At 66.9% G+C, this 24,614-nt stretch carries 27 protein-coding genes; 12 read left to right on the plus strand and 15 right to left on the minus strand.

Annotated features, from left to right (window positions below):
* Positions 1 to 4: 4 nt before the first annotated feature.
* Together PMI12_RS20360 and PMI12_RS20365 are read left to right on the plus strand one after the other, a co-directional pair.
* Positions 5 to 952 carry an ornithine cyclodeaminase family protein gene (locus PMI12_RS20360; RefSeq protein ID WP_042673867.1) on the plus strand — a complete coding sequence of 316 codons (948 nt, stop codon included), beginning with the start codon at positions 5 to 7 and terminating at the stop codon, positions 950 to 952.
* 133 nt (positions 953 to 1,085) lie between these two features.
* Positions 1,086 to 1,316, plus strand: a complete 231-nt coding sequence (locus PMI12_RS20365) for a hypothetical protein (RefSeq protein ID WP_007836201.1) — start codon at positions 1,086 to 1,088, stop codon at positions 1,314 to 1,316.
* A gap of 26 nt (positions 1,317 to 1,342) precedes the next feature.
* On the opposite strand, the gene PMI12_RS20370 is transcribed toward PMI12_RS20365, so the two are convergent.
* Together PMI12_RS20370 and PMI12_RS20375 are read right to left on the minus strand one after the other, a co-directional pair.
* Positions 1,343 to 1,705, minus strand: coding sequence for a hypothetical protein (locus tag PMI12_RS20370; protein ID WP_007836203.1), 363 nt, complete (start codon positions 1,703 to 1,705; stop codon positions 1,343 to 1,345).
* A gap of 12 nt (positions 1,706 to 1,717) precedes the next feature.
* The gene (locus tag PMI12_RS20375; RefSeq protein WP_007836204.1) at positions 1,718 to 2,419 is read right to left on the minus strand and encodes a TetR/AcrR family transcriptional regulator; all 702 of its coding nucleotides are present in this window, start codon (positions 2,417 to 2,419) and stop codon (positions 1,718 to 1,720) included.
* 102 nt (positions 2,420 to 2,521) lie between these two features.
* On the opposite strand from PMI12_RS20375, the gene PMI12_RS20380 reads away from it, so the two are divergent.
* Positions 2,522 to 3,034, plus strand: coding sequence for a DinB family protein (locus tag PMI12_RS20380; protein WP_007836206.1), 513 nt, complete (start codon positions 2,522 to 2,524; stop codon positions 3,032 to 3,034).
* A gap of 42 nt (positions 3,035 to 3,076) precedes the next feature.
* Here PMI12_RS20380 and pcaF read toward each other — a convergent pair whose 3' ends face one another.
* Genes pcaF through PMI12_RS20395 form a run of 3 tightly spaced genes read right to left on the minus strand, consistent with a single transcriptional unit; the run spans position 3,077 to position 5,676 of the window.
* Positions 3,077 to 4,282, minus strand: a complete 1,206-nt coding sequence (pcaF, locus tag PMI12_RS20385) for a 3-oxoadipyl-CoA thiolase (RefSeq protein WP_007836207.1) — start codon at positions 4,280 to 4,282, stop codon at positions 3,077 to 3,079.
* Positions 4,283 to 4,330: 48 nt separating this feature from the next.
* Complete coding sequence (locus PMI12_RS20390) at positions 4,331 to 4,978, minus strand: 3-oxoacid CoA-transferase subunit B (protein ID WP_007836208.1); 648 nt, start codon at positions 4,976 to 4,978, stop codon at positions 4,331 to 4,333.
* Complete coding sequence (locus PMI12_RS20395) at positions 4,975 to 5,676, minus strand: 3-oxoacid CoA-transferase subunit A (RefSeq protein WP_007836209.1); 702 nt, start codon at positions 5,674 to 5,676, stop codon at positions 4,975 to 4,977. The genes PMI12_RS20390 and PMI12_RS20395 overlap by 4 nt, the downstream gene beginning before the upstream one ends.
* A 130-nt stretch (positions 5,677 to 5,806) precedes the next feature.
* On the opposite strand from PMI12_RS20395, the gene PMI12_RS20400 reads away from it, so the two are divergent.
* Positions 5,807 to 6,592 (plus strand): IclR family transcriptional regulator domain-containing protein, encoded by a 786-nt coding sequence (locus PMI12_RS20400; RefSeq protein WP_007836210.1) that lies wholly within the window; start codon positions 5,807 to 5,809, stop codon positions 6,590 to 6,592.
* Between the two features lie 124 nt (positions 6,593 to 6,716).
* On the opposite strand, the gene PMI12_RS20405 is transcribed toward PMI12_RS20400, so the two are convergent.
* The 10 genes from PMI12_RS20405 to PMI12_RS20450 all read right to left on the minus strand — a co-directional run bounded on the left by PMI12_RS20405 (position 6,717) and on the right by PMI12_RS20450 (position 16,706).
* Entirely contained in the window at positions 6,717 to 7,724 is a 1,008-nt protein-coding gene (locus tag PMI12_RS20405) for a Bug family tripartite tricarboxylate transporter substrate binding protein (RefSeq protein ID WP_007836213.1), read from the minus strand.
* 147 nt (positions 7,725 to 7,871) lie between these two features.
* Positions 7,872 to 8,885 carry a branched-chain amino acid ABC transporter permease gene (locus PMI12_RS20410; RefSeq protein ID WP_237726139.1) on the minus strand — a complete coding sequence of 338 codons (1,014 nt, stop codon included), beginning with the start codon at positions 8,883 to 8,885 and terminating at the stop codon, positions 7,872 to 7,874.
* Positions 8,886 to 8,899: 14 nt separating this feature from the next.
* Complete coding sequence (locus PMI12_RS20415; RefSeq protein WP_007836217.1) at positions 8,900 to 9,763, minus strand: branched-chain amino acid ABC transporter permease; 864 nt, start codon at positions 9,761 to 9,763, stop codon at positions 8,900 to 8,902.
* Positions 9,756 to 10,472 carry an ABC transporter ATP-binding protein gene (locus tag PMI12_RS20420; protein ID WP_007836219.1) on the minus strand — a complete coding sequence of 239 codons (717 nt, stop codon included), beginning with the start codon at positions 10,470 to 10,472 and terminating at the stop codon, positions 9,756 to 9,758. The genes PMI12_RS20415 and PMI12_RS20420 overlap by 8 nt, the downstream gene beginning before the upstream one ends.
* The gene (locus tag PMI12_RS20425; protein WP_007836227.1) at positions 10,469 to 11,188 is read right to left on the minus strand and encodes an ABC transporter ATP-binding protein; all 720 of its coding nucleotides are present in this window, start codon (positions 11,186 to 11,188) and stop codon (positions 10,469 to 10,471) included. Before PMI12_RS20425 ends, PMI12_RS20420 begins: the two co-directional genes overlap by 4 nt.
* 12 nt (positions 11,189 to 11,200) lie before the next feature.
* On the minus strand, positions 11,201 to 12,454 hold the full coding sequence (locus PMI12_RS20430) for an ABC transporter substrate-binding protein (protein ID WP_007836228.1): 1,254 nt from the start codon (positions 12,452 to 12,454) through the stop codon (positions 11,201 to 11,203).
* Positions 12,455 to 12,498: 44 nt separating this feature from the next.
* Complete coding sequence (locus tag PMI12_RS20435; RefSeq protein WP_042673878.1) at positions 12,499 to 13,962, minus strand: aldehyde dehydrogenase family protein; 1,464 nt, start codon at positions 13,960 to 13,962, stop codon at positions 12,499 to 12,501.
* A gap of 133 nt (positions 13,963 to 14,095) precedes the next feature.
* On the minus strand, positions 14,096 to 15,103 hold the full coding sequence (locus PMI12_RS20440) for a hypothetical protein (RefSeq protein ID WP_007836230.1): 1,008 nt from the start codon (positions 15,101 to 15,103) through the stop codon (positions 14,096 to 14,098).
* A gap of 14 nt (positions 15,104 to 15,117) precedes the next feature.
* Complete coding sequence (locus PMI12_RS20445) at positions 15,118 to 15,630, minus strand: hypothetical protein (protein ID WP_007836231.1); 513 nt, start codon at positions 15,628 to 15,630, stop codon at positions 15,118 to 15,120.
* Between the two features lie 113 nt (positions 15,631 to 15,743).
* On the minus strand, positions 15,744 to 16,706 hold the full coding sequence (locus tag PMI12_RS20450; protein WP_042673880.1) for a LysR family transcriptional regulator: 963 nt from the start codon (positions 16,704 to 16,706) through the stop codon (positions 15,744 to 15,746).
* Positions 16,707 to 16,833: 127 nt separating this feature from the next.
* Between PMI12_RS20450 and PMI12_RS20455 the strand changes: the two genes are divergently transcribed.
* The 8 genes from PMI12_RS20455 to PMI12_RS20490 all read left to right on the plus strand — a co-directional run bounded on the left by PMI12_RS20455 (position 16,834) and on the right by PMI12_RS20490 (position 24,613).
* A complete protein-coding gene (locus PMI12_RS20455; RefSeq protein ID WP_007836233.1) occupies positions 16,834 to 17,925 on the plus strand; it encodes a nuclear transport factor 2 family protein in 1,092 nt (363 codons plus the stop codon).
* On the plus strand, positions 17,892 to 19,361 hold the full coding sequence (locus PMI12_RS20460; RefSeq protein WP_042673869.1) for a L,D-transpeptidase: 1,470 nt from the start codon (positions 17,892 to 17,894) through the stop codon (positions 19,359 to 19,361). The genes PMI12_RS20455 and PMI12_RS20460 overlap by 34 nt, the downstream gene beginning before the upstream one ends.
* A gap of 423 nt (positions 19,362 to 19,784) precedes the next feature.
* On the plus strand, positions 19,785 to 19,973 hold the full coding sequence (locus PMI12_RS20465) for a Flp family type IVb pilin (RefSeq protein WP_007836240.1): 189 nt from the start codon (positions 19,785 to 19,787) through the stop codon (positions 19,971 to 19,973).
* Between the two features lie 90 nt (positions 19,974 to 20,063).
* Positions 20,064 to 20,249 carry a Flp family type IVb pilin gene (locus PMI12_RS20470; protein WP_007836242.1) on the plus strand — a complete coding sequence of 62 codons (186 nt, stop codon included), beginning with the start codon at positions 20,064 to 20,066 and terminating at the stop codon, positions 20,247 to 20,249.
* A gap of 30 nt (positions 20,250 to 20,279) precedes the next feature.
* Complete coding sequence (locus tag PMI12_RS20475) at positions 20,280 to 20,771, plus strand: A24 family peptidase (protein ID WP_237726141.1); 492 nt, start codon at positions 20,280 to 20,282, stop codon at positions 20,769 to 20,771.
* A gap of 81 nt (positions 20,772 to 20,852) precedes the next feature.
* The gene (cpaB, locus tag PMI12_RS20480; protein WP_007836246.1) at positions 20,853 to 21,848 is read left to right on the plus strand and encodes a Flp pilus assembly protein CpaB; all 996 of its coding nucleotides are present in this window, start codon (positions 20,853 to 20,855) and stop codon (positions 21,846 to 21,848) included.
* 46 nt (positions 21,849 to 21,894) lie between these two features.
* Entirely contained in the window at positions 21,895 to 23,292 is a 1,398-nt protein-coding gene (locus tag PMI12_RS20485) for a type II and III secretion system protein family protein (protein WP_007836248.1), read from the plus strand.
* Between the two features lie 37 nt (positions 23,293 to 23,329).
* Complete coding sequence (locus PMI12_RS20490; protein WP_007836251.1) at positions 23,330 to 24,613, plus strand: hypothetical protein; 1,284 nt, start codon at positions 23,330 to 23,332, stop codon at positions 24,611 to 24,613.
* Position 24,614: the final 1 nt, after the last annotated feature.

Consider the following 24,614-nt stretch of genomic DNA (forward strand, 5'->3'; position numbering starts at 1 on the left):
CGCCATGAAACACTTCGACGAAGCCGCCACCCGCGCTCCCCTGAGCTTCGAGCGGCTGGTGCCCGCACTGCACGCGGCCTTCGTTGCCGGAGCGCAGGTGCCGCCACGCCATGTGCATGGCATCGAGACCGCCTCGGGCGGCGGGAACAGGGGCACGGTGCTCATCATGCCGGCATGGAGCGATGCGGGCTTCCTGGGCATCAAGACCATCAACATCTTTCCGGGCAACAGCGCGCGCGGCCTGCCCGGGCTGCATGCGACCTATGTGCTGTACGACGCGCACACCGGCGTGCCGCTGGCGATGATGGACGGCAACGAGATCACTGCGCGCCGCACTGCGGCGGCCTCGGCGCTGGGCGCGTCGTTCCTGGCGCGCGAGGACGCACGCCGGTTGCTGGTGCTGGGCACCGGCCGCATCGCGCGCATGCTTCCCGCCGCGCATGCGAGCGTGCGGCCCATCGACGAATTGTGGGTGTGGAACCACCGGGCCGAAGGCGCCGAGACGCTGGCCGCACAGTGGCGCGCCGAGGGCCGGAACGCGCGAGCCGTCACCGACCTGGAAGCGGCCGTGCGCCAAGCCGACATTGTGAGTTGCGCCACGCTGGCCACCTCGCCATTGGTGCGCGGCGAATGGCTGGCACCGGGCTCGCACCTGGACTTGATCGGCAGTTTCACTCCGGCCATGCGCGAGGCCGATGCGCAGTGCTTTGCGGGTGCCCGCACCTTCGTCGACACCGACGAGGCGCTGCAGAAATCCGGCGACCTGCTCGATGCGATCGCCGCCGGCACGCTGCGGGCGGAAGACGTCGGCGGCACCCTCGCCGCCCTTTGCCGCGCAGAGCGCCCGGGCCGCTCCGGCGCCGAGGAGCGCACCGTGTTCAAGGCCGTCGGAAGCGCGCTCGAAGACTTGGCCGCCGCCACCCTGGTGTGGCAATCGAGAGACATGGCCTAATCCTTATGGCTTAGTCTTTGGCAAAAAACCCCCTCTCAGGACGGTTTTTACCAACATCCGGATACGCCTTGTAGCCAATAGTAAATATTGTGCATTGCGGCTATCGTGCTCCTGAACTACCGACGGGGGCCACATGCTCAGCACCCAACACAAAGCCAACATCCTCCGCAAGGCCGGATACGCCGTGCCGGCCGAACCGGGGAGTGCCGACTGCATCCACCAGACGGCCCAATGCTGGGAGAAGGCGATCGACACGCTCTACGTGTCGTACTCCGCCAGCCGCGCCGCCAAGAGCCTGCGGGACGCGGAGGAGGCGCGGATGCTGGCCTTGCTACAGTTGCGCTCAGCCAAGGCCTGCGCCTGACGGCCCGGCCAGGCACCCGCTCAGCTTCAGGGCTTTTTCTGCTTTTCCGGCGCGTCGTTGCTGCCGCCGCGCGAGAGCTGACCCGCCTTCATCGCTTCGCGGTTCGCCGCGCGACGCTTGGCCGCCGCGGCGCGGCGCTCTTCCCTCGACATCGTCGGCGCGGTCGTCGGGCGGACCTCGCCTTCCTGCATCTGCGGTCCGCGTGCGGCAGCGGCGCCGTCCGCGCGGCGTTCCTTGCGGGCCTCGGCGCGTTCCGCCTTGGTGGTGGGCGCAGTGGGCCGCGCCTTGCCCTGCGCCGGGTCTACTTCGCCGGAAGACTGGGCGGACGCCACCTGCACGACCATCATCTGAGCCAGGGCCAGGCAAACCGGCACGAGCATATTTTTCATTGCGATGACCTTTCAGCACCCGCGAAGGCGCGGGGTCGGGGCATTGTGGTCAGGGTCCGAGGCTGTGTCCACACCGGCAACCCGCATGCCGATGGAGCCTCGGCCCGCACGCTGGCGGTCGCTCAGGTAGGCGAGAACCAGCCTGACGAGCTCGGTCTTCATCACGGGGGTCTCCAGGTCACCACGCCGTGCTGCCGCATGAACCGCGCCTTCGACCGCGGACGAGAGCATGCGGGCCGCGACCTCGGTATCGGCGCTTTCTCCCGGTCCCCGGCTTTCGGCGACAAGGGCCCGGTAGCGCCGCTGGTATTGCGCCTCGAACTCGGGGTAGCTCGAACGCGCGGCGAGCGGCACCTCGCCCATCAGCACGCGGTGCAGCGCCTGATCGACCGAGTGGGCGGCGATGACGCCGTCGACGAAGCGCTCCACCCGACGCGGCAGCATGGCCACTGCATCGCCCTCTTGCTCGACTTCATCGTCGGTGCCGGACAGCGCCACGAGCACTTCGTCGAGGTGGCGCTGCCGGATCGCCTCGGCGATGGCCAGCTTGTCCGGGAAGTACTGATAGAGCGAGCCGACGCTGACACCGGCCACCGCCGCGATCTCGTTGGTGGTGAACCGCGCCCATCCGCGGTGCGCCAGAACGCGAGTTGCGGCCTCGATGATCGCGTCCACCGTGACGCGCGAACGCTGCTGCCGGGGCGCTTTGCGCATGGTCCTGCGCTGTGGGGGAATGCGAGTACCCAAGTTCGAGGCTCCACTCAAGAATAGGACCGCACGCAACGCGTGCATTCAACCGTTCAAGGGGAGATTGTGATGAGTACGCAGACGCTTCTGGCTTCGCTGTTCCGGTACAAGGCCTGGGCCGACGAAGGGCTCCTGGCAGGTCTCGCAGGCCTGGCCGCGAAGGGCCCGGCCGACGAGTACCGCTGCGCAATGCGCGTGTTCAACCACGCCTGCATCGTCGACCGCATCTTCGTTGCGAATCTCCAGCGCAAGGCGCACGCATACACGGCGACGGGCTCGCGCGAGCCGCCAGCCCTGGAAGCGCTGGCCGAATCGGTCAGGGAAACGGACCGCTGGTACGTCGACTACGTCGCGCGCCTGAGTCCGGAGGAGCTTGCGGAAAGCATCGAGTTCACGTTCACCGACGGCAGCCCGGGCCGCATGTCACGCGAGGAGATGCTGGGCCACGTGGTGGCCCATGGCGGCTATCACCGGGGCGAGGCCGGCCAGATCATGACCCGGCTCACGGGGTCGTCGCCACCCGACACATTCACCGGCTATCTGCACCAGGCCGAGCCCGCGCGCCGCGAGCGGAATGCGTAGCGGCGCGGGATCGGGGCATCGCGTCCGCGGTGAGGTTGCCGGTCAGACGCGTTCGAGAATCACCGCGATGCCCTGCCCCACGCCGATGCACATCGTGCACAGCGCGTAGCGGCCGCCGCCCTTGTGCAGCTGGTTGACTGCGGTGGTGGCCAGGCGCGCACCGCTGGCGCCCAGCGGATGGCCCAGCGCGATGGCGCCGCCGTTGATGTTGACGCGCGCGTCGTCGTCCTTCAGGCCCAGCAGGCGCAGCACGGCAAGGCCTTGTGCGGCGAAGGCTTCGTTGAGTTCGATAACGTCGATCTGGTCGATGGTGAGGCCGGTCAGCGCCAGCACCTTCTGCGTGGCGGGCGCGGGGCCGATGCCCATCACGCGCGGCGCAACGCCGGCGGTGGCCATGCCGACCACGCGGGCGCGCGGCGTCAGGCCGTGCTTGGCGGCACTGGCTTCGTCGGCCAGCAGCAGCGCGCAGGCGCCGTCGTTCACGCCGCTGGCGTTGCCGGCGGTGACGGTGCCGTCGGGGCGCACCACGCCCTTGAGCTTGGCGAGCGATTCGAGGCTGGTCTCGCGTGGATGCTCGTCCTTGTTGACGATGATCGCGTCGCCCTTCTTCTGCGGCACCGTCACGGGCACGATCTCGGCGTCGAAGAAGCCGGACTTCTGCGAGGCCACGGCGCGCAGCTGCGAGTTCAGCGCCATCAGGTCCTGCGCCTCGCGCTCGATCTTGTAGTCGGTGGCCACGTTCTCGGCCGTCTCGGGCATGGAGTCGACGCCGTACTGCGCCTTCATGAGCTTGTTGACGAAGCGCCAGCCGATGGTGGTGTCGTACACCGCGTTGTTGCGGCTGAAGGCGCTCTCGGCCTTGGGCATGACGAAGGGCGCGCGGCTCATGCTTTCCACACCGCCGGCGATCATCAGGCCGGCTTCACCGGCGCGGATGGCGCGGGCCGCGGTGCCCACGGCGTCGAGGCCCGAGCCGCACAGGCGGTTGATGGTGCCGCCGCCGATTTCGAGCGGCAGGCCCGCCAGCAGCGCCGACATGCGCGCGACGTTGCGGTTGTCTTCGCCGGCCTGGTTGGCGCAGCCGTAGAGCACGTCGCTCACGGCTTGCCAGTCGACGTTCTTGTTGCGTTCCATCAGCGCGCGCAGGGGCACGGCGCCGAGGTCGTCGGCACGCACGCTGCTGAGCGAGCCGCCGTAGCGGCCGAAAGGGGTGCGGACTGCGTCGCAGATGAAGGCGTGGTTGGTCATGGTCTGTCTCTTTTGGAAGGATGTTGATTCGGGTACCGGAAGTCCGCCTCAGGCGGCGATCGGCAAGCCCACGAGCTTCTCGAGTTCCTCGCGGCTCAGGCCATCGACCAGGTCGACGAGCTTCAGGCCTTCGGGTGTGCATTCCAGCGTGGCCAGGTCGGAGTACACGCGCTTGACGCAGCCGATGCCGGTCAGCGGATAGGTGCACTCCTTCACCAGCTTGCTCGCGCCCTGCTTCGTGAGCAGGTCCATCATGACCCAGGTCTGCTTGGCGCCGATAGCCAGGTCCATCGCGCCGCCCACCGCGGGAATGGCGTCTTTCTCGCCGGTGTGCCAGTTGGCGAGGTCACCGGTGGCCGACACCTGGAACGCGCCGAGCACGCAGATGTCGAGGTGGCCGCCGCGCATCATCGCGAAGCTGTCGGAGTGGTGGAAGAACGAGCCGCCCGGCAGCAGCGTGACGGGCTGCTTGCCGGCGTTGATGAGGTCGTAGTCTTCCTCGCCGGCCTCGGGCGCAGGACCCATGCCGAGGATGCCGTTCTCGCTCTGCAGGATGACCTCGCGGCCCTGGGGCAGGTGGTTGGCCACCAGCGTGGGCTGGCCGATGCCGAGATTGACGACGGCGCCGTCGAAGATGTCTTGTGCCACTCGCGCTGCGAGCTGGTCCTTGGTGCGACGTGTGTAGCTCATGGTCATGCTGCCTTCTTGAAGCCGCCGGCCTGCGTGGCCACGCGTTCGATGCGCACCACCTGGTGCACGAAGATGCCCGGGGTCACGATGGTCTCCGGGTCGAGGGTGCCGAGTTCGGCGATGTCGTGCACGGTGGCGATGGTCTTCTTCGAGGCCATGGCCATCACCGGGCCGAAGTTGCGCGCGGCCTTGCGATAGACCAGGTTGCCCCAGCGGTCGCCGCGCTCGGCCTTGATGAGCGCCACGTCGCCGCGGATGGGGTACTCGAGCACGTACTGCACGCCGTCGATCTCGCGGGTTTCGCGGTTGCCGGCGAGTTGCGTGCCGTAGCCGGTGGGGCAGAAGAAGGCGCCGACGCCGGCGCCCGCGGCGCGGATGCGCTCGGCCAGGTTGCCCTGGGGCACCAGTTCGAGCTCGATCTTGCCGCTGCGGTAGAGGCCGTCGAACACCTGGCTGTCGGCTTGGCGCGGGAAGCTGCAGATGATCTTGCGCACGCGCCCGGCCTTGAGCAGCGCCGCGAGGCCGGTCTCGCCGTTGCCGGCGTTGTTGTTGACGACGGTGAGGTCCTTGGCGCCCTGTTCGACGAGGCCCTCGATGAGTTCGTTGGGAATGCCGGCGGTGCCGAAACCGCCGATGAGAACCGTGGCGCCGTCTTGGATGCCTGCCAGGGCATCGGCGACCGAGCGCGCGATCTTGTTGATCATGAAGCTTGTCTCCGGGAGTGAGGAAAAGAAACCGAACCACCTGAACACGCCGATCGATTCTGCGAACCGCCGATTTGTTCGTCTAAAGAACATTTGTTCGTATAATGAATTCTAAAGAGGATCGACCACCATGGCAACCCACCCCGCACAAACCGACACACCCGCGCCCGGCGACAGCTACGTCCAGTCTTTTGCGCGGGGGCTGCAGGTGATCCGTTCATTCAGCGCGAAAGCGCCGCACCAGACGCTCAGCGAGGTGGCGGCCGGCAGCGGGCTCACGCGCGCGGGGGCGCGGCGCATCCTGCTCACGCTGCAGACGCTGGGCTACGTGGTGACGGACGGCAAGCTCTTCACGCTCACGCCGCGCATCCTCGACCTCGGCTTCGCGTACCTGTCGTCGATGCCGATCTGGAACCGCGCCGAGCCGGTGATGGAGGCGCTGGTGCAGCAAGTGCAGGAGTCATGCTCGGCCGCCGTGCTCGATGCAACGGACATCGTCTACGTGCTGCGCGTGCCCACGCAGAAGATCATGCGCATCAGCCTGGGCGTGGGCTCCCGCCTGCCGGCCTACTGCACGTCGCTGGGCCGGCTGCTGCTGGCCGACCTGGAAGACGACGAGGTGCGCGCACGGCTCGAAGCCTCCGACATCCAGGCGCTGACCAAGCACACGGTGACCGACATCGAGGTGCTCATGGCCAAGGTGGCGCAAGCGCGCAGGCAGCAGTGGTGCCTGGTGAACCAGGAACTGGAAGAAGGCCTGATCTCGGTGGCCGCCCCCATCGTCGACCGGCACGGCCGCATGGTGGCCGCACTCAACATCAGCGGGCAGGCGAACCGCACCAGCGCGAAGGTGATGCAGGAGACGCTGCTGCCGGCCCTGGTCGATGCCGCGAAGAAAGTCTCGCAGCTTCTTTAGGCAACCGCACGCAGCCGTTGGCCCTTTCCAGGAACACCGCGGAACCGGCTTCGCCGGGCCGCTGGTGTTGCCCCCGGTAGGGGTAGGAGAAGCGACACGAAGTGCGCGAAGCCTGGGGGCGAGCTCAGCCCTCGGAGTGAATGCCCTTCATGAGGATCACCCCGCCCAGGCGCGTGGTGTCGGCGCGCATGCGCTTGGCCAGCGTGTCGGGCGAGCCGGGCTGCGCCTGCCAGCCGGTCTTGAGCAGGGCCTGGCTCACGTCGGTCGAGCTGATCACCTCGACCAGCGCCGCGTTGAGCTTGGTGACGGCCGCGGGCTTCATGCCCGCGGGCGCGGCCAGCGCGGTCCAGATCTCGAGGTCGGCGCCGCGCACGTCGGCGTCGCGGATGCTGGGCAGTTCACCGGCCAGCGGACTGCGCTCGGGCGAGGTCACGCCGATGGCCTTCACCTTGCCCGACTTGATGTGCGGCAAGGCCAGGCCGGGCGGCAGCAGCGCCAGCTGGATCTCGTTGGCCAGCAGGCCCGCAATGACCTGCGGGTTGCCGGTGTAGGGCTTGTGCTGCGCGGTGATGGCGGCGCGGCTCTTCAGCAGCTCCATGCCCAGGTGGCCCACCGTGCCCACGCCCGGCGTGCCGTACCTGGCACCGGTGCCGAGGTTGCGCACCCACAGCAGTTGTTCGGCCGCGGTCTTGCCGGAGGCGCTGCCCGACACCACGAGCACCAGCGGTGCGGTGCCGATGAGGCCGATCGGCGCGAAGTCTTTCTCGGGGTCGAAAGGCAGCGACGGATTGAGCAGCTTCGCGATGGTGAGGTTGCCGTTGATCAGCGCGCCGACGGTGTGGTCGTCGGTGGCCTTGGCCACCAGGTCGGCCACGGTGTTGCCGCTGGCGCCGGGCTTGTTTTCGACCACCACCGGCTGGCGCAGGATTTTCGACAGGGGTTCGGCGATGGCGCGGGCCGCGAGGTCGGGCGACGCGCCGGCGGGAAATCCCACGAGGATGTGCACGGGCTTGGTCGGCCAGGCGGCTTCGCCGGTGGGAGCGGTGCGTTGGGCCCACGAAGCTTTCGCGAAGAACGAGGCGGCAACGGCTGCCGCGCCGCCCTCGAGGAGGCGGCGTTTGGTGATTGTCAAGGTGACTCCAGAGAGAGTGAAAACCAGGAAATGCGGAACGCTGGCTGAACGCCAGCTGACCATCGCACTTACAACACGTTACAGGACCGGACTGTGTTGCGCAAGTCCCAACGGACACGACGCTGGGGTTTTCACATCGGCTGGCGTCTATCGCGCGGGCTTGCCGGGCGCGTGCAGCAGCTTGCGCTGCGTGGGAAACAGCGACCAGCCCCAGCGGTGCTGCGCGTAGCCCCAGAGTCCCTGCTTGAAGAACAGGGTCACGAGAATGGCCATCAGGCCGAGTCCGAGCAGATACCACGTGCCGTAGTCGCTCAGGAACTTGTTGAGCGCCCAGAAGATGAGCGCTCCCACCAGCGGCCCTTCGATGCGGCCAATGCCGCCGATCACCACCATGAAGATGGCGAAGGCGGTCCAGTTGACGCTGAAGGCAGCATCGGGGCTGATGCGCAGGTTGCCCACGAAGTACAGCGCCCCCGCGAGGCCCGCGCCGAAGGCCGCGACCACGTACACCGCGAGCTTCATGCGCGCGACCGGAATACCCTGCGACTCGGCCGCCACTTCGTTGTCGCGAATCGCCAGCAGCGCCAGCCCGCGCTTGCTGCGCAGGAACAGATACACCAGCGCGACCGCCGCAACCACGCAGGCCAGCGCCATCCAGTAGGTGGTGCTTTCGCGTGTCGCCTTGTCGATGCCGCGCAGCGCGGTGAGCGTGGTGCCCGAGCCGCCGCCCACCGCCGACACGTTGGCGAAGCTCAACCGGAACACCTCCGCGATGACCCAGGTGCCGATGGCGAAGTAGCCGCCCGAAAGCCGGAACGCGACGAAGGACACCGGTATCGCCACAAGCCCCGCCGCCAGCGCCCCCAGCGGTATCGCCACGAAAGGATTGACGCCCGCGAAGTTGCCGAGCATCAGCATCACGTAGCCGCCGAAACCGAAGAAGGCCTGCTGCCCGATGCTCACCATGCCGCCGTAGCCCGCGAGCAGGTTCCACATCATCGCGAAGATGAAGTAGCAGGCGATCTCGACGAACTCGCGCATCCAGCTCGACTCGCCCCACCACGGCAGGCTGGCGGCGACGAGCACGAGGGCGATGCCGGCGAAGAGTGCAGCGCGGCTCGCAGCGGTGGCGCGCTCGACGGCAATGAGGGGTGGGGGCATGTTCGTCATCCGCTTCATCCACGTGTCTTGGGGAAAAGGCCTTGCGGCCGCAGCACCAGCACGACCAGGAACACGATGTGCCCGAACCAGATGCCCCAGCCCGGGTCGAGCCGGAAGCCGATCTGCTGCGTGACGCCGAGGATCATCGCGCCGGCCAGCGTGCCCCAGAAGGAGCCCATGCCGCCGATGATCACGGCCTCGAATGCGAAGAGCAGCAGCAGCGGGCCGTCCGAAGGAGAAACCGTGGTGCGCATGCCCTGCAGCGCACCTGCGATGGCGATGAGCACGAAGGCAATCGCCGTTGCCAGCGCATAGACCTTCTTCGCATTGAGCCCCATGAGCTCCGCGATCTCGCGGTCGTCGGACACGGCGCGGAACGAACGCCCCAGCGCCGTGCGCGCGAACAGCCACTGCAGCGCCCCCGTCGCACCGACCGCGATGGCCAGCACGATCAGCGGCAGCACGCCCAGCGACATTGCATCGCCCAGCGCAATGCCCTGCGTATTGAGCCCGCCGGTCTCTATGGCGCGCGGATCGGCCGAGAACAGTTCGAGCAACAGGTTCTGGATCACGATCGACAAACCGAAGGTGACGACCAGCGAAGGCAGCGGGTCCTTCCCCAGCGTGCCGTTGAGCACGTAGCGCTGCAGCGCGTAGCCGAAGCCGAAGGCCACCGGCAGCACCGCGAGCGCGACCAGCCACGGCGCCGCATCTCCCGTCAGCGACACGCCCGCGATGACCGCGAAGGCGCCGAGGATAATGAAGTCGCCCTGCGCCGTGTTGGTGAGCCGCATCACGCCGAACATCAGCGACTGGCCCAGCGCGAACAGCGTGTAGAGGCCGCCGAGCAGCACGCCCTGAACGAGGGTCTCAAGCATGGGCAGCCTCCATGCCGAAGTAGGCCTGCGATATCTGCTCGCGCGTGAGGTCGGCGGAGTTGCCTTCGAGCGACACGCGGCCTTCCTGGAAGCAGTAGATGCGCCGCGAGACCTGCCGCGCCATGGTCACGTCCTGCTCGACGATCACGACGGTCATGCCTTCCGCGGTGATGGCCGGCATGGCGGCGTAGATCTCGCGGATGACGATGGGCGCGAGGCCGAGCGACAGCTCGTCGCACAGCAGCACCTCGGGGTTGCTCATGAGCGCGCGGCCGAGCGCGACCATCTGCTGCTGCCCGCCCGAAAGCGAAGTGCCCGGCTGGTTGCGCTTCTCCGCGAGGATGGGAAAGAGCCCATACAGCCGCTGCAGGCTCCACGGCCCCTTGCGCGACGGCGTGGCGCCCATGAGGAGGTTCTCCTCCACGCTGAGGCTCGGAAAAAGCCTGCGGCCCTCGGGAACCATCGCGAGCCCGCGGCGCACGATGTCGCCGGGCGGCAGGCCGCCGATGGGCTCGCCCTTGAAGCGAATCGCGTCGTGGGGCGCACGCACGAGGCCCGTGAGGCTCTTTAGGAAGGTCGACTTGCCCGCGCCGTTGGCGCCGATGATGGCCACCAGTTCGCCGCCCTCGAGCGAGAAGTCGATGCCGAAGAGGGCCTGCGCGTCGCCATAGAAGGCCTTCAGCGCGCGGGTGTCCAGCAGCGCGCTCATGCCTCCATCCCCATGTACACGCGCCGCACCTCGGGGTCGTTCATGACCGCGTGCGGCGGGCCTTCGGCGAGCTTCTGTCCGAAGTTGATGACGAACAGGCGGTCCGCCAGCGAGAGCAGCGCATGCACGACGTGCTCGATCCAGATCATCGTCACCCCACGCGCCTTGATGCGCTTGAGCTCGCCGACCAGCACCGCGGCTTCCGGCTCAGTGAGCCCACCCGCGATCTCGTCGAGCAGCAGCAGCTGCGGCCGTGTCGCCAGCGCGCGTGCCAGCTCCAGCCGCTTGCGGTCGAGCAGGGTCAGTCCGCCCGCCGGCTTGTTCGCATGCGCCATCAGTCCCGTCTGTTCCAGCACCTCGTGCGCGGTGCTCCAGGCCTCGCGCTCTGTCTGCTGTCCGCCAAAGCATGCGGCGGTCACGAGGTTCTCGAACACGCTCATGTTGCCGAAGGGCTGCGGCACCTGGTAGCTGCGGCCGATGCCGGCATGGCAGCGCTGGTGCGGCTTCAGCCGCGTCACGTCGCGTCCGGCGTATTCCACGCGCCCCGCGTCCACGCGCACGTCGCCCGAGATCAGGTTGAACAGCGTGGTCTTGCCCGCGCCGTTCGGCCCGAGGATGCCCAGCGTCTCGCCCTCGGTCACCGCGAGCGTGATGTCGTCGGTGACCTTGAGCGCGCCGTAGGACTTGCTCACGGCATGCAGTGCCAGCAGCGTCATTGCGTTCGCTCTTCAGAGCAGCCGCAGCTTGCCGCCGGTGGGAATGTTCGTCGCCGCCTCGTTGTTCACGATGGTCAGCTCCACCTTGTACCTGCTGCCCTTGCCCCACTGGCCGAGCACCAGCGGCGTCTTGCTGACATTCTTGAACGGCCCCTGCCCGCCCCACTTCACCGGGCCGACCACCGAGTTGATCGAGGTCGACGCCACCGCATCGCGCACATCCGATGCCTTCAGCGACTTCGCACGGCCCAGCGCATTCGCCGCCACCTCGAACAGCGCGTGCGCGAAGCCGATAGGCTGCGTCCACTGCTTCTTCGTGCCGGCCTCGTAGGCGTCGGCCAGCGCCTTCGCGCTCTGCTGCGTGAGGCTCGATGTGAAGGGATGCGAAGGGCTCCACCAGACCTCGGTCGAGAGGCCGTCGCCCAGGTCGCCCAGCGCCTCGATCGCGCCGGGGAACAGCAGCGCCTTGCCCAGCGTGATGACCTTCGGCCTGAAGCCCTGTTGCCGCGCCTGCGTGAGGAAAGTCTTGGCGTCGGGCGGAATCACCACGCCGGTGACGATCTCGACACCCTCCTTCTTGAAAGCCGCGATCTGCGCGCTGAAGTCCTGCGTGCCGTTCTGGAAGCGGCCCGGGTCGGTGAGCGTGAAGCCCATTGCCGCGAGCGGCTTCGGAAAGCCCAGCTCCTTGTCGCCCCATGCATTGCCGTCGCCGTCATTCGGGAACAGGCCGCCGACCTTCTTGTTGGTGGCGAGCGTCTTCCAGCCGTTGGTGAAGTTGGCGATGACGTCCTCCAGCCCCCAGAACATGTGGTACGTCCAGCTGAAGCCCTTCGCCGGATCGCCCTTGCGGCCGAAGAACCAGGGCTGCCACGGCACCACGCTGGAGATGCATGGCACCTCGTTGAGCTCGCAGGCATCGCTCACCGGGTTGGCGGTCTCGGGCGTTCCGGCGGTGAGCACCAGCGCCACCTTGTCCTTCAGGATCAGGTCGTTCGCCACCTCGCCCGCGCGGTTGGGGTTCGACTGGCTGTCCTTCAGCACGATCTGCACGGCGTACTTCTTTCCACCGAGGCTGATGCCGTCCTTGAAGGCGGTCTTCATCTGCTCGATCACCCATTTGTCGGCCTCGCCGAAGGGTGCGAGCGGGCCGGTCTGCGGCGAGACATAGCCTATCTTGAGCGTGTCGGCCGCGAACACCAACGGGCTTGCGCCCGAGGCGACCAGCGCGGCCGTGGCCTGCGTGAACTGTCTGCGATTGAATGCCATGGTTGTCTCCGTCTCTTGTGTTTGTATTGCCGCAACGACCGGGGTCAGCGCACGAAATGCGGCGGTATCTGCGCGTCGACATTCACCCACACGCTCTTGACCTGCGTGTATTCGCGCATCGCGTCGAAGCCCATCTCGCGGCCGTAGCCGCTCTGACCCACGCCGCCGAAGGGCGAGCCGGGATTCACGCGCTTGTAGCTGTTGATCCAGACCATGCCGGCGTGCAGGTCGCGCGCCACCTTGTGGGCGCGCTGCAGGTCGTTGGTCCACAGGCCGCTGCCGAGGCCGTAGTCGGTGCCGTTGGCGATCTGCATCGCCTCTTCGTCGTTCTTGAAGGTGAGCACGGTGACGAAAGGGCCGAAGACTTCTTCCTGCGCGACGCGGTCCCTGTAGGACTTCGCACGCATCACGGTCGGCTCGACGTAGCAGCCCTTCGCGAGATCGCCGCCAGGCGATTTGCCGCCAGCGAGCAGTTCACCGCCCTCGCCTTGCGCCACATCGACATAGCTCAGCACGCGCTCACGATGCTGTGCGCTGGTGAGCGGCCCCATCTCCGTCGCGTCGTCCAGCGGGTTGCCGAGGCGGATGGACCTGGCGAGCGGAATGAACTGCTCGAGGAAGGCATCGGCGATCTTCTCGTGCAGCATCAGCCGCGAGCCCGCGATGCAGGCCTGCCCCTGGTTGTGGAAGATGGCCCATGCACTGCCATTGACGGCCGCCTGCAGGTTCGCGTCCTCGAACACGATGTTGGGCCCCTTGCCGCCGAGTTCGAGCTGCACCTTCTTCAGGTTGCCCGCGCTGGCTTGCACGATGCGCCGGCCAGTGGCGGTGCTGCCGGTGAAGGCGATCTTCGCGATCTCCGGATGTTCGGCGATGTACTGGCCCGCCACGCTGCCCAGGCCCGGCAGCATGTTGACCACGCCGGGCGGCAGGCCCGCCTCGGCCATCAACTCGGCGATGCGCAGCGAACTCAGCGGCGTGATCTCGGCCGGCTTCATCACGATGCAGTTGCCGGCCGCGAGCGCGGGCGCCATCTTCCAGCTCGTGAACATCAGCGGGAAATTCCACGGCACCACCTGGCCGACGATGCCGACCGGCTCGCGCAGCGTGTAGTTGAGAAAGCCCTCTTCGACCGGAATGGTTTCGCCCTGGAACTTGTCGGCCATGCCGCCGAAGTAGCGGAAGCACGCGGCGGTGCGCGGCACGTCGAGCCGGCGCGAATCGCGGATCGGGTGGCCGGTGTCGAGCGATTCGAGGCGCGCGAGTTCTTCACCGTTGGCCTCGATGAGGTCGGCGAGTTTCAGCAGGATGCGGCCGCGGTTTGCGGCGGCCATGCGGCTCCATTTGGGGAAGGCGCGCTTCGCAGCCGCAACCGCTTTGTCGACGTCGGCCTGGCCAGCGAGCGCGACGTTGGCGATGGGCGTGTTGTCGTGCGGGTTGAGCGTGGCGAGGGTTTCGCCGGACTCGGCGTCGACGAAGCGGCCGTCGATGAAGAGCTGGTGGCGGATGGTAGAGGCAGGCATGGGTTTCCTCTCCCTCCCCCGCTGGGGGAGGGTTGGGGTGGGGGCTTCTTCAAAGAGGGCGCGGGCTCGCATAGCCCCCACCCCTGCCCTCCCCCAGAGGGGGAGGGAGCAAGACAGTTCAGAACTGCACAGGAATCTCGGGCGACTCGCCCTTCTGGATCTCGAAGACCAGGCTCGGCGACCCGTTCTCCCACACCAGCAGCATCGACCGCTTGGGGCTGAAGCCCTGGTGGCGGCAGTACGCTGGCATGGCCGCCATGTCGCCCGCCTTCATGATCACGCGGGCCATGGGCTTGCCGGTGTTCTTGTCGCCGCAGTCCCAGTGGATCTCGTCGGTCATCTGGAAGAACCACTCGACGCGGTCGTTGCCATGGATGATCGGCAGGATGTGCTCCTCGGTCGTCGGGCACATGTAGCTGTGCTTCACCACCGAGGTGAAGCTCGGGTTCCACGTGACCTGCGAACGGCTCAGGAAGCCGAAGAGATTGAAGGCATGCACCTCGTTCTCGAAGCCGGGCTCGGGGTGCAGCTCGGGCTGGCCCTGCGGCACGTCGGCAAAGGCGCGGTTGACCGGTGCGCCGCGTTCGTCGCTGCGCAGGTCGAGGTCTCCCTTCAGGCCCACGCAGCGTTTGGCCAGTTCGCGCGCCCTCGTGATCTTGGCGGTGTTGTTGCCCATCTTGCGGCCGTAGGGCGAGCCGGTTTCCTGCGGCGCTGCGAACGGGTCGAAAGCCTCGTTGGTCCAGTCGTCGAGCATGGCCTCGAAGGTGGCGCGGATCTGCGCGGTCGGGAAGTTCTCGAGCAGGTCGATGCCCGCATCCTTCATGGTGCCGTTGAAGCTGCCGGCGTACAGGTCGACCGACTCGTAGTGGTTGACGGTGCCGAACACGTCGTCGAAGTTGACCCAGCCGTAGAAGAAGCCCCAGGCCACGTCGCGCATCAGCGCACGCAGGTAGCTGCCGGCGTCCATGGTGTGGCTCATCGGGCGGCCGTCGCGGGTCTTCCAGCCGATGTGCACGAAGTATTCGTCGCGGTGGAAGCTGAAGCTGCCGAGCGAAAAGTCCTTGTAGCCGAGTGTGGCGTCGGGCTGCGACGCGATCACCTTGGCGAGTTCTGCGGGTGCGTTCATGGTGTGGCTCCTGTTCAATGGGTTTGGCAGATGTCAGCCCACTTTTCCATGGAGAGATCGCCCTTGCAGCTCTGCAGCACGATCACGCCCGGCTCGCCGGCACAGCGGAACTGGTAGGCGGTGTTCTTCGGCAGCAGGCCCTGGTGGCCGCGCGAGAGCTTCATCCAGCCCATCTTCCTGCCCTGCGGTTCGCCCTTGACCAGCACGGCGCCGTTCTTGTCCTTGTCAGCCACCGCCTGCGCGGCGTCGAGCTGCACCAGGTGCACTTCGACATCGCCGTCCATCACGAGCGCGAACTCGTCGTGTGCGCAGGTGTACCAGGGCGAGGTGCCTTCGGCGCGCAGCGTCTCCAGCACGTAGATCTGGTTCTGGCCGAACACGACCTTCTCGTAGGGCTGGCTGATGCTCGCGATCTCGAAGCAGTTGGAAAACGCGTAGTGGCGCACGTCGTCGTCGATCGGTTCGACGTGGCCCTTCTCGAAGTGCTTGAGCGACCCGAAGCGGGTTTGGTAGGCGGTTGCGGTCATGGCGGGGTGTCTCCTGTGATGAGCGAACTCTAGGAGTCAACCGACGCCGCCGGTAGGGATCAGTTTGGAAGAGGATTATTCGGCGCTTCCGAATAATCGCTGGGGTTTACCCCCTAACCGCTGGCCCGGCTGAACTCGATGAGTTCCGCCGGGATGAGCCCGCGCTCGATCAGCGCCGCGTCCCACGGCGGCACGCGCGTGAAGCGGGTGGCGATGTGCTCGATGAACAGGCGCAGTTTCAGCGCATTGCGCGAGGTGCCCGCATACACCGCGCTGAGCGAAAAGGACGACAGCTGGTGCTCGGCCAGCACCACGCACAGCTCGCCGCGCGCAATGGCATCGCCCGCCACCAGCGTCGGCAGGCAGACGATGCCCGCATGCTCCAGTGCGTATTCGCGCAGCAGATGCACGCTGTTGGTCAGCAGCGCGGCGGACAGGTAGATGGTGGTCTGCTCGCCCTGGTGGTGAAAAGTCCACCGGTCCCGCGTGGGGTAGCCCGAATACAGGCCCAGCTTGTGGCGATGCAGTTCGCGCGGTGTGGCGGGCATGCCGTGCGCCTCGAGGTAAGCCGGCGTGGCGCAAAGCACCCGCCGCACCGGAAACAGCGGCCGCGACACCAGCTCCTGCGAGGCGGCGGGAAAAATCTGCAGCGCGCAGTCGACGCCGGCTTTCACCGGGTCGGCCACCGCATCACTCACGATCAGTTCGAGGTGGATGTCGGGATAGGTCGTCTGGAACTCGCGCAGCAGCGAGGCAAAGCGGCCCAGCACCATGCCCGTCAGCGCATGCACGCGCAGCGTGCCCGAGGGCGTGCCGCGCGCTTCGCGCATCTGGTCGACGATGCTCTCGGCACGCACGACCAGCTCCGTGCAGTCGCGCAGAAAGGCCTGGCCCATGTCGCTGAGCCGCACCACGCGCGTACTGCGGTGGAACAGCGGCGCACCCAGGAACTCTTCCAGCTGCTTGACCCGCGTGGTGACGACCGAGTTGGCCACGCGCAGTTGCCGAGCGGCTTCCGCGAAGCTCTGGGTCTGCGCGACGCGAACGAAGGTTTCAATGCTTTGGAGACGGTCCACGGCCGCACTGTACTGCGCGAGCCCGGTGTTGCGGCCAGGTCGAAAGACCGTCATCACTGTGTCTGAAGGTTAACCACCCACTTACAATGCCTGCCGCATCCCCCACCCCTACGAGGTCTTGTCCGCAATGCCCAAGAGCCCCCGGCCACGCGCCCGTTTCAGCTTCTCTCCCGCCGTTCGCGCCCTGTTCCTGGCTGCGGCAACCTGCGGCGCCGTGCTGCCGGCACTGGCCGCCCCCGAGCACGAGGAAGTCGACAAGCTCATGCAGGCCGGCAAGCTCGACGAGGCCATGACAAAGGCCGACGCCTTCCTCAAGGACAAGCCGCGCGACCCGCAGATGCGCTTCCTCAAGGGCGTGATCCAGCTCGACACCGGCAAGCGCGCAGAGGCCATCGCCGCCTTCACGCAGCTCACGCAAGATGCGCCCGAACTGCCCGAGCCGTACAACAACCTCGCGGTGATCTACGCGAGCCAGAACCAGTTCGACAAGGCACGCGGCGCGCTCGAAAGCGCGATCCGCACCAATCCCAGCTACGCCACCGCCCAGGAAAACCTCGGCGACGTGTATGCGCGGCTGGCCAGCCAGGCCTACAGCAAGGCGCTGCAGCTCGACCAGAACAACACCGCCGTGCAGCCCAAGCTGGCGGTGATCCGCACGCTCTTCACGCCGACGCCGGTGGGTGGCAAGCCTACGGCCGTGGTCGCTTCGGCGGCGCCAGCACCGGCACCCGTGGCCAAGGCACCCGCTCCCGCGCCAGCCCCTGCCGCCCCGCCGCCGGCCAAGGTCGCGGCCGCTCCTGCACCGGTAGCCGCCGCGCCCAAGGCGCCCGAGGCGACGCCGGCACCAGCACCCGCACCGGCGCCTGCGGCCAGTACCGCGTCCAATGCCGAAGTCGAGTCGGCCGTGCGTGCCTGGGCTTCGGCCTGGGCCAGCCAGGACATGGAGCGCTACCTCGCGGCCTACGGCCCCGACTTCGCGCCCGCGGGCGGCCAGAGCCGCAAGAGCTGGGAAGAAGACCGCCGCGCCCGCATCGTCGGCAAGACAAGCATCAGCGTGAACATCGAGAACCTCGCGATCAAGGTCGACGGACAGACCGCGACCGCCAAGTTCCGCCAGATCTATCGCGCGGACAACCTCAACGTCTCGAGCCGCAAGACGCTGGACATGCAGCGCTCCGGCAATCATTGGCACATTCGCAAGGAAAGCGTCGGCGGCTAGTGGCAGACATCGTCCGGCACGGCCGGCTTCAGAATCCCCCGTTCCGTCTGCGCAGCGGACAGCTGCTCGCAGCCCTGATGACCGCTTCCGCGCTGATGCTTGCAGCGCCCGGTGCGGCACTGGCGTCGAACAACACCAAGACAGCCAGCAGCGCCAAGGCCAAGGCCACGGCAGGCAGCCATGCAGGCAACCGCTCCGCCGGCCGATCTTCGGCCAAGGCACAGCCCAAAAGCAGGAAGGGCGCGGTTGCAGCAGAAGCCCGAACGGCTAGCACCACGGCAAGGCCCGCACGAAAGCCCGCCTCCAACGCGGCCCCCATCCAGGAAGCCGGCAACGCAGAGGCACGCCTGATCGCGGTCTACGAAATGTTCGGCCGCGGCCAGGCCCGCCCCGCGCTGGCCAAGGCCCGCGACCTGGTGCGCGACTATCCGAACTTCCAGCTCGCGCAGCTCGTCTACGGCGACCTGCTCGCGGCGCAGGTGCCCCCGTCGAACGCGCTGCCCGACACCGCCAGCATCGCGAAGATGCGCGGCAGCCCGGCCATGGCCGAGCTGCACGAGGAATCGAAGCGCCGCCTGCAGGCCCTGCGGGAGCGGCCGCCGGCCAACACCGTGCCGTCGCAGTTCCTGGCGCTCTCCACCCGCAGCCGCTATGCCATTGCCGTCGACGCCTCGCGCTCGCGGCTGTACCTGTTCGAGAACTCCGACAAGGGCCTGAAGCTCACGGCCGACTACTACATCTCGGTCGGCAAGTCAGGCACCGACAAGGCCACCGAAGGCGATGCGCGCACTCCGCTGGGTGTGTACTACATCACCAGCAGCCTCGACCCGAAGTCGCTGAAGGACTTCTACGGCGCGGGCGCCCTGCCCATCAACTACCCCAACCCATACGACCTGCGGCGCGGCAAGACTGGCGGCGGCATCTGGCTGCACGGCACCCCACCCCAGCAGTTCGCGCGGGCGCCGCTGGCGAGCGACGGCTGCGTGGTCATGGCCAATCCCGACCTGAAGCAGCTTCTGCGGAAAGTGCAGATCGGCGCCACCCCGGTGGTAACCGCGCGCAGCCTGCAATGGATAACGCAGCCTCAGGCGGAAAAAGAGTCGCAATCGATTACCGGCGCAATCAATGGCTGGAAAGATGCGCGGGCCAATGGAAATGAAGCGCAATTGAAGAAATTCTATTTGCCCGATTTCCAGCGCAGCAGCAAGAAATCCACCGAAGGAATTTCGGCTGTCGACGACGAAGTGAAATACGCGCAGGGCAAGCGCGTACAGCTCAAGGACATGTCTTACCTCCACTGGCGGGACGGTGACGACACCATGATTGTTACCTTCGGCGAGGTGTTCGAAGGCGAAAAGAGTGGACGCTCGCGGCGCCAGTACTGGTTACGCCAGGGTACCGACTGGAAGCTGTTTCACGAAGAAGTCCTGGGCTGAGGCCTGGTTGAAGCCCTCCCGGCGGCGAGGGGACGCCCACAAACTCGTGACTTTTTGCTCACGAATCCGGCCTTTCCTCGGTGTTACATCTGAGTTTTTGTGGCCCTGCGCTACGTAACGCGTAACACGTTGTTTCCGTAACGCTTCCTGTCCGCGCGTTCCCTGCGGCGTAACGCCCCATCCCATCTTCATGGGAGGCGGCATGTGGTTCACAGAGGGAAAAATTCGTTTCCAAACTGTCAATCAGCTGACCAGACCTTTTCTGGCTCGGGCTGGCAGAAGGCTGGACGCCGTTTTGCACTACATCTTTTGGCTAACACGCCTAGGTCGAAAGTCTTGCGGGCTCGGCCGTTGATACACAGAGTTACGACGTATAACATCTACCTTGCAAGCCTTTGGTAACACTTAACAAAAGGGTAAATCATGCGTAGCTTAATTACTCATTTTCTGCACGATGAAGAAGGCGCAACCGCAATTGAATACGGAATCATTGCGGGCCTTATTTCAATTGCGATCGTCGGCGTTCTTTCCGGAACCGGTGGTCTCGGCACCAAGCTTTCGGATGTCTTTTCCTACATCAAGGACAAACTGGCCGCCATCGTGATGACCTAGTCGGCAGGCTCGTTCTTCAGGTTTCTGTCGAATTTCGAGATCACGTTCAGTACTCGCTTTTTTTCTTGTCACTCCCTGAAAGGTCACATCATGTTCAACTCCATTACCCGTTTCCTGCGCGACGAAGAAGGCGCCACCGCCATCGAGTACGGAATCATCGCGGGGCTGATCTCCATCGCCATCGTGGGCGTGCTCTCGGGCACCGGCGGCCTCGGCGCCAAGCTCGCGAGCGTCTTCACCTACATCACCGGCAAGCTGACCGTACCGGCAGCCTGAGCGTCCACACCAGTGATGCGATTGGCGTGTTTGCTGTGGTTGCTGTTCGTCGCCGTCTATGACTTCCGTCAACGCCGCGTCCCCAACTGGCTCGTGCTGGCCGGCGCCACAGTGGCACTGGCCGCACTCGCCCTCGGGATACAGCCCTTCAACCTCGAATGGTCCACCGCATTCACGGGCGCCGCTGTCGGCTTCGGCTGCCTGCTGCTCATCCACGCCGCCGGCTTCATGGGTGCAGGCGACGTCAAATTCGCAGGCGCACTCGGACTTTGGGTCGGCCTGTCCGCACTGCTGCCGATCTGGATCGGCGCCAGCCTGTTGGCGGGCCTTCACAGCGCGTTCTGGCTCGCGCTGCAGCGCTGGCCTGTGCTTCCTCGGCTCGCACTGATGTTGCAGGGCCCCTCTTTTTCGTCTATCGATAGCGATGGCGGCGCGTCGCCGAAGCGCAGGCGCATCGTTCCCTACGCGGCCTATCTCGCCATGGCCACAGCGGTCTGGATGGTCTGGGGGCGACAGAGCTAGCAGCCATCTGCCTCTGTCGCTGCGGGCCATTCATCTCTCCATTTCCATGATCGCTTGCCCCCACTCTTTCATCCGCCGCCCATGATCAACCTCACCAAAATCCTCGCCGCCGTCCTCGTGCTCCTGGCCATCGCGCTGGGAGGCTACGCATGGATGCTGAGCCGGCAGGCTCCCGCGCCGGCCGTGGCGGCAACCGGCCCCAGCACCGCGCCCACCAAGGCTCGGGAAGTGGTGGTCTACCCGGTCGTGGTGGCGGCCAAGCCGCTGCCCGCGGGCGAGGCGATCTCCGCCGACGCGCTGCGCGTGGAACGCCTCACGATCAACCCCACCGGCGCGTTCCACGATGTCGCGATGGCCGCCGGCCGCGTGCCGGTGCTGGACCTCGCCGAGGGGACGCCCCTGATGGAAAACCAGTTGGTGTCCGGTCTGGCGCTGCGCATCGGCGAAGGTGAGCGCGCCGTCGCGATCAAGGCCGACGAGATCATGGGCGTGGGCAACAAGATCCAGCCCGGCGATTTCGTCGACGTGTTCATCACGCTCAAGTCGGACGGCAAGGACGTAGACCGCAGCCAGGCGCGCCTGCTGCTCGCACGCAAGCGCGTGCTGGCCTTCGGCAACGCTTCCGTCGACGGCCTGCCGTCCAAGTCGCCGGACAAGGCCGCCCAGCAGTCCCAGCGCAACGAACAGGCCCGCACGGCCGTGCTCGCCGTGCCCGTCGACGACGTGAACCGGCTGACCATCGGCGACGCCAGCGGCCGACTGATGCTCGCGCTGCGCAACCCGACGGACAAATCCGAACCCGATCCGAAGCTCTTCGCCGACTTGCCCACCGCCCTGCAGCCCGCAGCGCCAAGGGCCGGAGAGCCGCGCCGCGGTCCACTGGAAGGCCTGGACCGCGCGCAGGCCGGACTGACCGCCGCCGATCTCGTCACAGGCGGCAAGGGCCCCGCCGCCCGTCCGCTGGCCATGGAGGCTCGCGCAGTCTCCAGCAGCAGCCCGCGCGCCGCGGGGACCGCGCGAGGCGGGCTTCAGGTCGAAGTCATTCGCGGCGAACACAGCGAAACCGTGAACTACTGAGTCCGACGCTCACTGCCACCCGACACAGGTCACCCAGGAAAATCAAATGCATTACACGCCCCGCGAGCCGTCGACCCGTGCCACTCGCAGTACCAAGGATGTCGCGCTGCAGCTGCTGCGTCCGTCCCTGATCGCCGTGTGCGCGATGGCGCAAGCCGTCTGGCCGCTGGCATCGACCGCCGCCGATGCGCAAGGGACGCGGCCGCAACCCCTGCAGCAACGCTCGCTGGTGCTGGGCGCAGGCACGCAGCAAGAGCTGCTGATCGACAAGGGCATCGACCGGATGGCCATCGGTGACGAAGCGGTCGCCGCCGTCACCATCACACGCAAGACGCCCGGCTCGTCGGCCGCGCGGCTGATCGTGACCGGCAAGGCGGCAGGGCGCACCACGCTGATGGTCTGGGAAAAAGGCAATGCCGCCGCCACCAGCTACGCGATCGAAGTACGGCGCCGCGCGTCCACGCTCACCGGCGCCATGGACAGCATGACCACGCACCAGCAGGCGCGCGACACGGCGCAGTCCAGCGTCGGCGAGAAAGGCGAGCTGATCGACCGCTCCATCGTCAACGTACGCAGCAGCACCGTGCAGGTCGAGGTGAAGGTGGTGGAGTTCAATCGCAGCGTGCTCAAGCAGGCCGGCCTGAACATCTTCAGCACGCGCGTGAACTCGCGTGGCTTCAGCTTCGGCGTCTTCACGCCGTCGTCGCTCGGCAAGACCACCTTTGGGGGCGACGGGAGCATCAGCGCCGAATACGCCAATCCGGTGACGCAAGCCTTCGATCTTCTTCTCAACTTCGGCAAGGCTGGCGTCGGCTTGAATGTCGGCTTTCTCGAAGGCAACGGCATGGCCCGCGTCCTCGCCGAGCCCACGCTGGTGGCGCTGTCAGGCCAGAGCGCGAGCTTCCTGGCCGGCGGCGAGCTGCCGATTCCCGTACCGCAGGGCCTGGGTACCACCAGCATCGAATACAAGCCCTTCGGCATCGGCCTCACGCTGACGCCCACGGTGTTGTCGAACGACCGCATCGTGCTCAAGGTGGCGCCGGAGGCCAGTGACCTCGACTACACCAACGCGCTGAGCATCAACGGCATCGCCGTCCCGGCGATCACCACGCGTCGCGCCGACACCACCGTCGAACTGGGCGACGGCGAGAGCTTCATCATCGGCGGGCTGGTGAGCCGCAGCACCGTGTCGAACGCGGACAAGGTCCCCCTGTTGGGCGACCTGCCGATCCTGGGCGCCTTCTTCAGCAAGAACAACTACCAGATGAAAGAGAAGGAGCTGGTGATCCTGGTCACTCCGCACCTGGTGAAGCCAATCGCCCGCGGGACCGACCTGACGCCGTACCTACCAGGCACCACATCCGAACAGCGCGACGGCGCGGTGTGGCGCGCTCATTTCCTGGGCGGCTACATCGACACGCCGGTGCCCGGCTTTTCGCGTTGAGGCGCATGACCCGGACCATGCATCGCAGGCAGTCCCCATGAACGCACCACGCGACAGCATCCCCGAAACAGGCAGCGAGACCTACCTGTTCGCATCGAGCAACGGCAGCCACATCACCTGGCTGACCGACGCGCTCGGCACCCTCGGCTCCGTGGTGGTCCTCTCCCCGGAGGCGAAGTCGATCGACGAGCGCATCGCCCTTCTCGGGCCAGTGGCTGTCTTCATCGACTTCTCGCCCGACCAGAGCACCGCCGCCAACCAACTCCATCAGCGCCTCAAGCGCGACTGGCCGACGCTTCCCGTGCTGGCCACCGGCAAGTCGGCCGAGCCGGCGGCCATGCTCTCGGCCCTGCGTGCGGGCGTGGACGACTTCGTCGACATGGCCGGGCCGCCCGCCGAGGCGGTGATCACGCTGCGTACGCTGCTCGAACGGCGCAGCACCCTGCAGGGCGGCACGCGCGGCAGCACGCTGGCGCTGCTGGGCGCGCGCGCCGGCCTCGGCGTGACCACTCTGGCCACCAGCCTCGCCCTGTCGCTGAACGACCAGCTCGCGCAGGCGCCCGCGCGCCCACAGGGGCGCAGCACGCGGCACGGCGTGGCGCTGCTCGACCTGGGCTTGCCCGCGCGTGATGGCCTGCTCTACCTCGACACGCAAAGCGGCTTCAGCTTTGTCGATGGCGTGCGCAACCTGCGCCGGCTCGACCAGACACTGCTGCACACCGCGCTGGCTCATCACACCAGCGGCGTGGCGGTGCTGCCGCTACCCGCGAGCTTGGCGCAGGTGCGCGAGATATCGCATGCCGACTCCGTCGCACTGATCAAGCGCCTGGCCGACTTCTTCGATTTCCAGATCGCCGACCTCGGCGGCTTCTCGACCATCGACTTCATGGCGCAGACGGTGCGCGAAGCCCAGCAGACCTGGGTCGTGTGCGACCAGAGCATCGGCGGCATCGTGTCCACGGCCAACATGCTCAAGGAGCTGCGTGCGCGCGGTGTCGAGATCGAACGCCTTTCGTTGGTGGTGAACAAGTTCGATGGCCACGTGGGCCTGTCTGCCAGGGACATCGCCGAGCGCCTTGAACTACCGCTGCGCCATGTGCTGCCCGCGCGCAGCGCGCAACTGCTCGCTGCGGCCAGCCGCGGCGAGATGCTGGTGCGCACCGCGCGCAGCGACCCCTACGCGCAGGCCGTGACGGGACTCGCCCGCAGCCTGCACCAGGAATACATGTCTGCCACGGGCCAACCCCCGGCCAAAGATCCACGCTGGGTTGCGCTCATGGCGCAAGTCACCGGCCTCTGGAAGAGTTCACACGAAGGTTGAG

The organism is Variovorax sp. CF313, assembly GCF_000282635.1.
In the GTDB taxonomy this organism is placed as follows: domain Bacteria; phylum Pseudomonadota; class Gammaproteobacteria; order Burkholderiales; family Burkholderiaceae_C; genus Variovorax.

Coding starts and splice junctions, on each gene's coding strand:
- PMI12_RS20365 (WP_007836201.1), top strand. CDS start 1,086: ATGCTCAGCACCCAACACAAAGCCAACATCCTCCGCAAGGCCGGATAC.
- PMI12_RS20370 (WP_007836203.1), bottom strand. CDS start 1,705: ATGAAAAATATGCTCGTGCCGGTTTGCCTGGCCCTGGCTCAGATGATG.
- PMI12_RS20425 (WP_007836227.1), bottom strand. CDS start 11,188: ATGACGCTGCTGGCACTGCATGCCGTGAGCAAGTCCTACGGCGCGCTC.
- PMI12_RS20400 (WP_007836210.1), top strand. CDS start 5,807: ATGGCAACCCACCCCGCACAAACCGACACACCCGCGCCCGGCGACAGC.
- PMI12_RS20410 (WP_237726139.1), bottom strand. CDS start 8,885: ATGCCCCCACCCCTCATTGCCGTCGAGCGCGCCACCGCTGCGAGCCGC.
- PMI12_RS20470 (WP_007836242.1), top strand. CDS start 20,064: ATGTTCAACTCCATTACCCGTTTCCTGCGCGACGAAGAAGGCGCCACC.
- PMI12_RS20485 (WP_007836248.1), top strand. CDS start 21,895: ATGCATTACACGCCCCGCGAGCCGTCGACCCGTGCCACTCGCAGTACC.
- PMI12_RS20360 (WP_042673867.1), top strand. CDS start 5: ATGAAACACTTCGACGAAGCCGCCACCCGCGCTCCCCTGAGCTTCGAG.
- PMI12_RS20455 (WP_007836233.1), top strand. CDS start 16,834: ATGCCCAAGAGCCCCCGGCCACGCGCCCGTTTCAGCTTCTCTCCCGCC.
- PMI12_RS20490 (WP_007836251.1), top strand. CDS start 23,330: ATGAACGCACCACGCGACAGCATCCCCGAAACAGGCAGCGAGACCTAC.
- pcaF (WP_007836207.1), bottom strand. CDS start 4,282: ATGACCAACCACGCCTTCATCTGCGACGCAGTCCGCACCCCTTTCGGC.
- PMI12_RS20430 (WP_007836228.1), bottom strand. CDS start 12,454: ATGGCATTCAATCGCAGACAGTTCACGCAGGCCACGGCCGCGCTGGTC.
- cpaB (WP_007836246.1), top strand. CDS start 20,853: ATGATCAACCTCACCAAAATCCTCGCCGCCGTCCTCGTGCTCCTGGCC.
- PMI12_RS20375 (WP_007836204.1), bottom strand. CDS start 2,419: ATGCGCAAAGCGCCCCGGCAGCAGCGTTCGCGCGTCACGGTGGACGCG.
- PMI12_RS20420 (WP_007836219.1), bottom strand. CDS start 10,472: ATGAGCGCGCTGCTGGACACCCGCGCGCTGAAGGCCTTCTATGGCGAC.
- PMI12_RS20390 (WP_007836208.1), bottom strand. CDS start 4,978: ATGACCATGAGCTACACACGTCGCACCAAGGACCAGCTCGCAGCGCGA.
- PMI12_RS20445 (WP_007836231.1), bottom strand. CDS start 15,630: ATGACCGCAACCGCCTACCAAACCCGCTTCGGGTCGCTCAAGCACTTC.
- PMI12_RS20465 (WP_007836240.1), top strand. CDS start 19,785: ATGCGTAGCTTAATTACTCATTTTCTGCACGATGAAGAAGGCGCAACC.
- PMI12_RS20440 (WP_007836230.1), bottom strand. CDS start 15,103: ATGAACGCACCCGCAGAACTCGCCAAGGTGATCGCGTCGCAGCCCGAC.
- PMI12_RS20415 (WP_007836217.1), bottom strand. CDS start 9,763: ATGCTTGAGACCCTCGTTCAGGGCGTGCTGCTCGGCGGCCTCTACACG.
- PMI12_RS20380 (WP_007836206.1), top strand. CDS start 2,522: ATGAGTACGCAGACGCTTCTGGCTTCGCTGTTCCGGTACAAGGCCTGG.
- PMI12_RS20395 (WP_007836209.1), bottom strand. CDS start 5,676: ATGATCAACAAGATCGCGCGCTCGGTCGCCGATGCCCTGGCAGGCATC.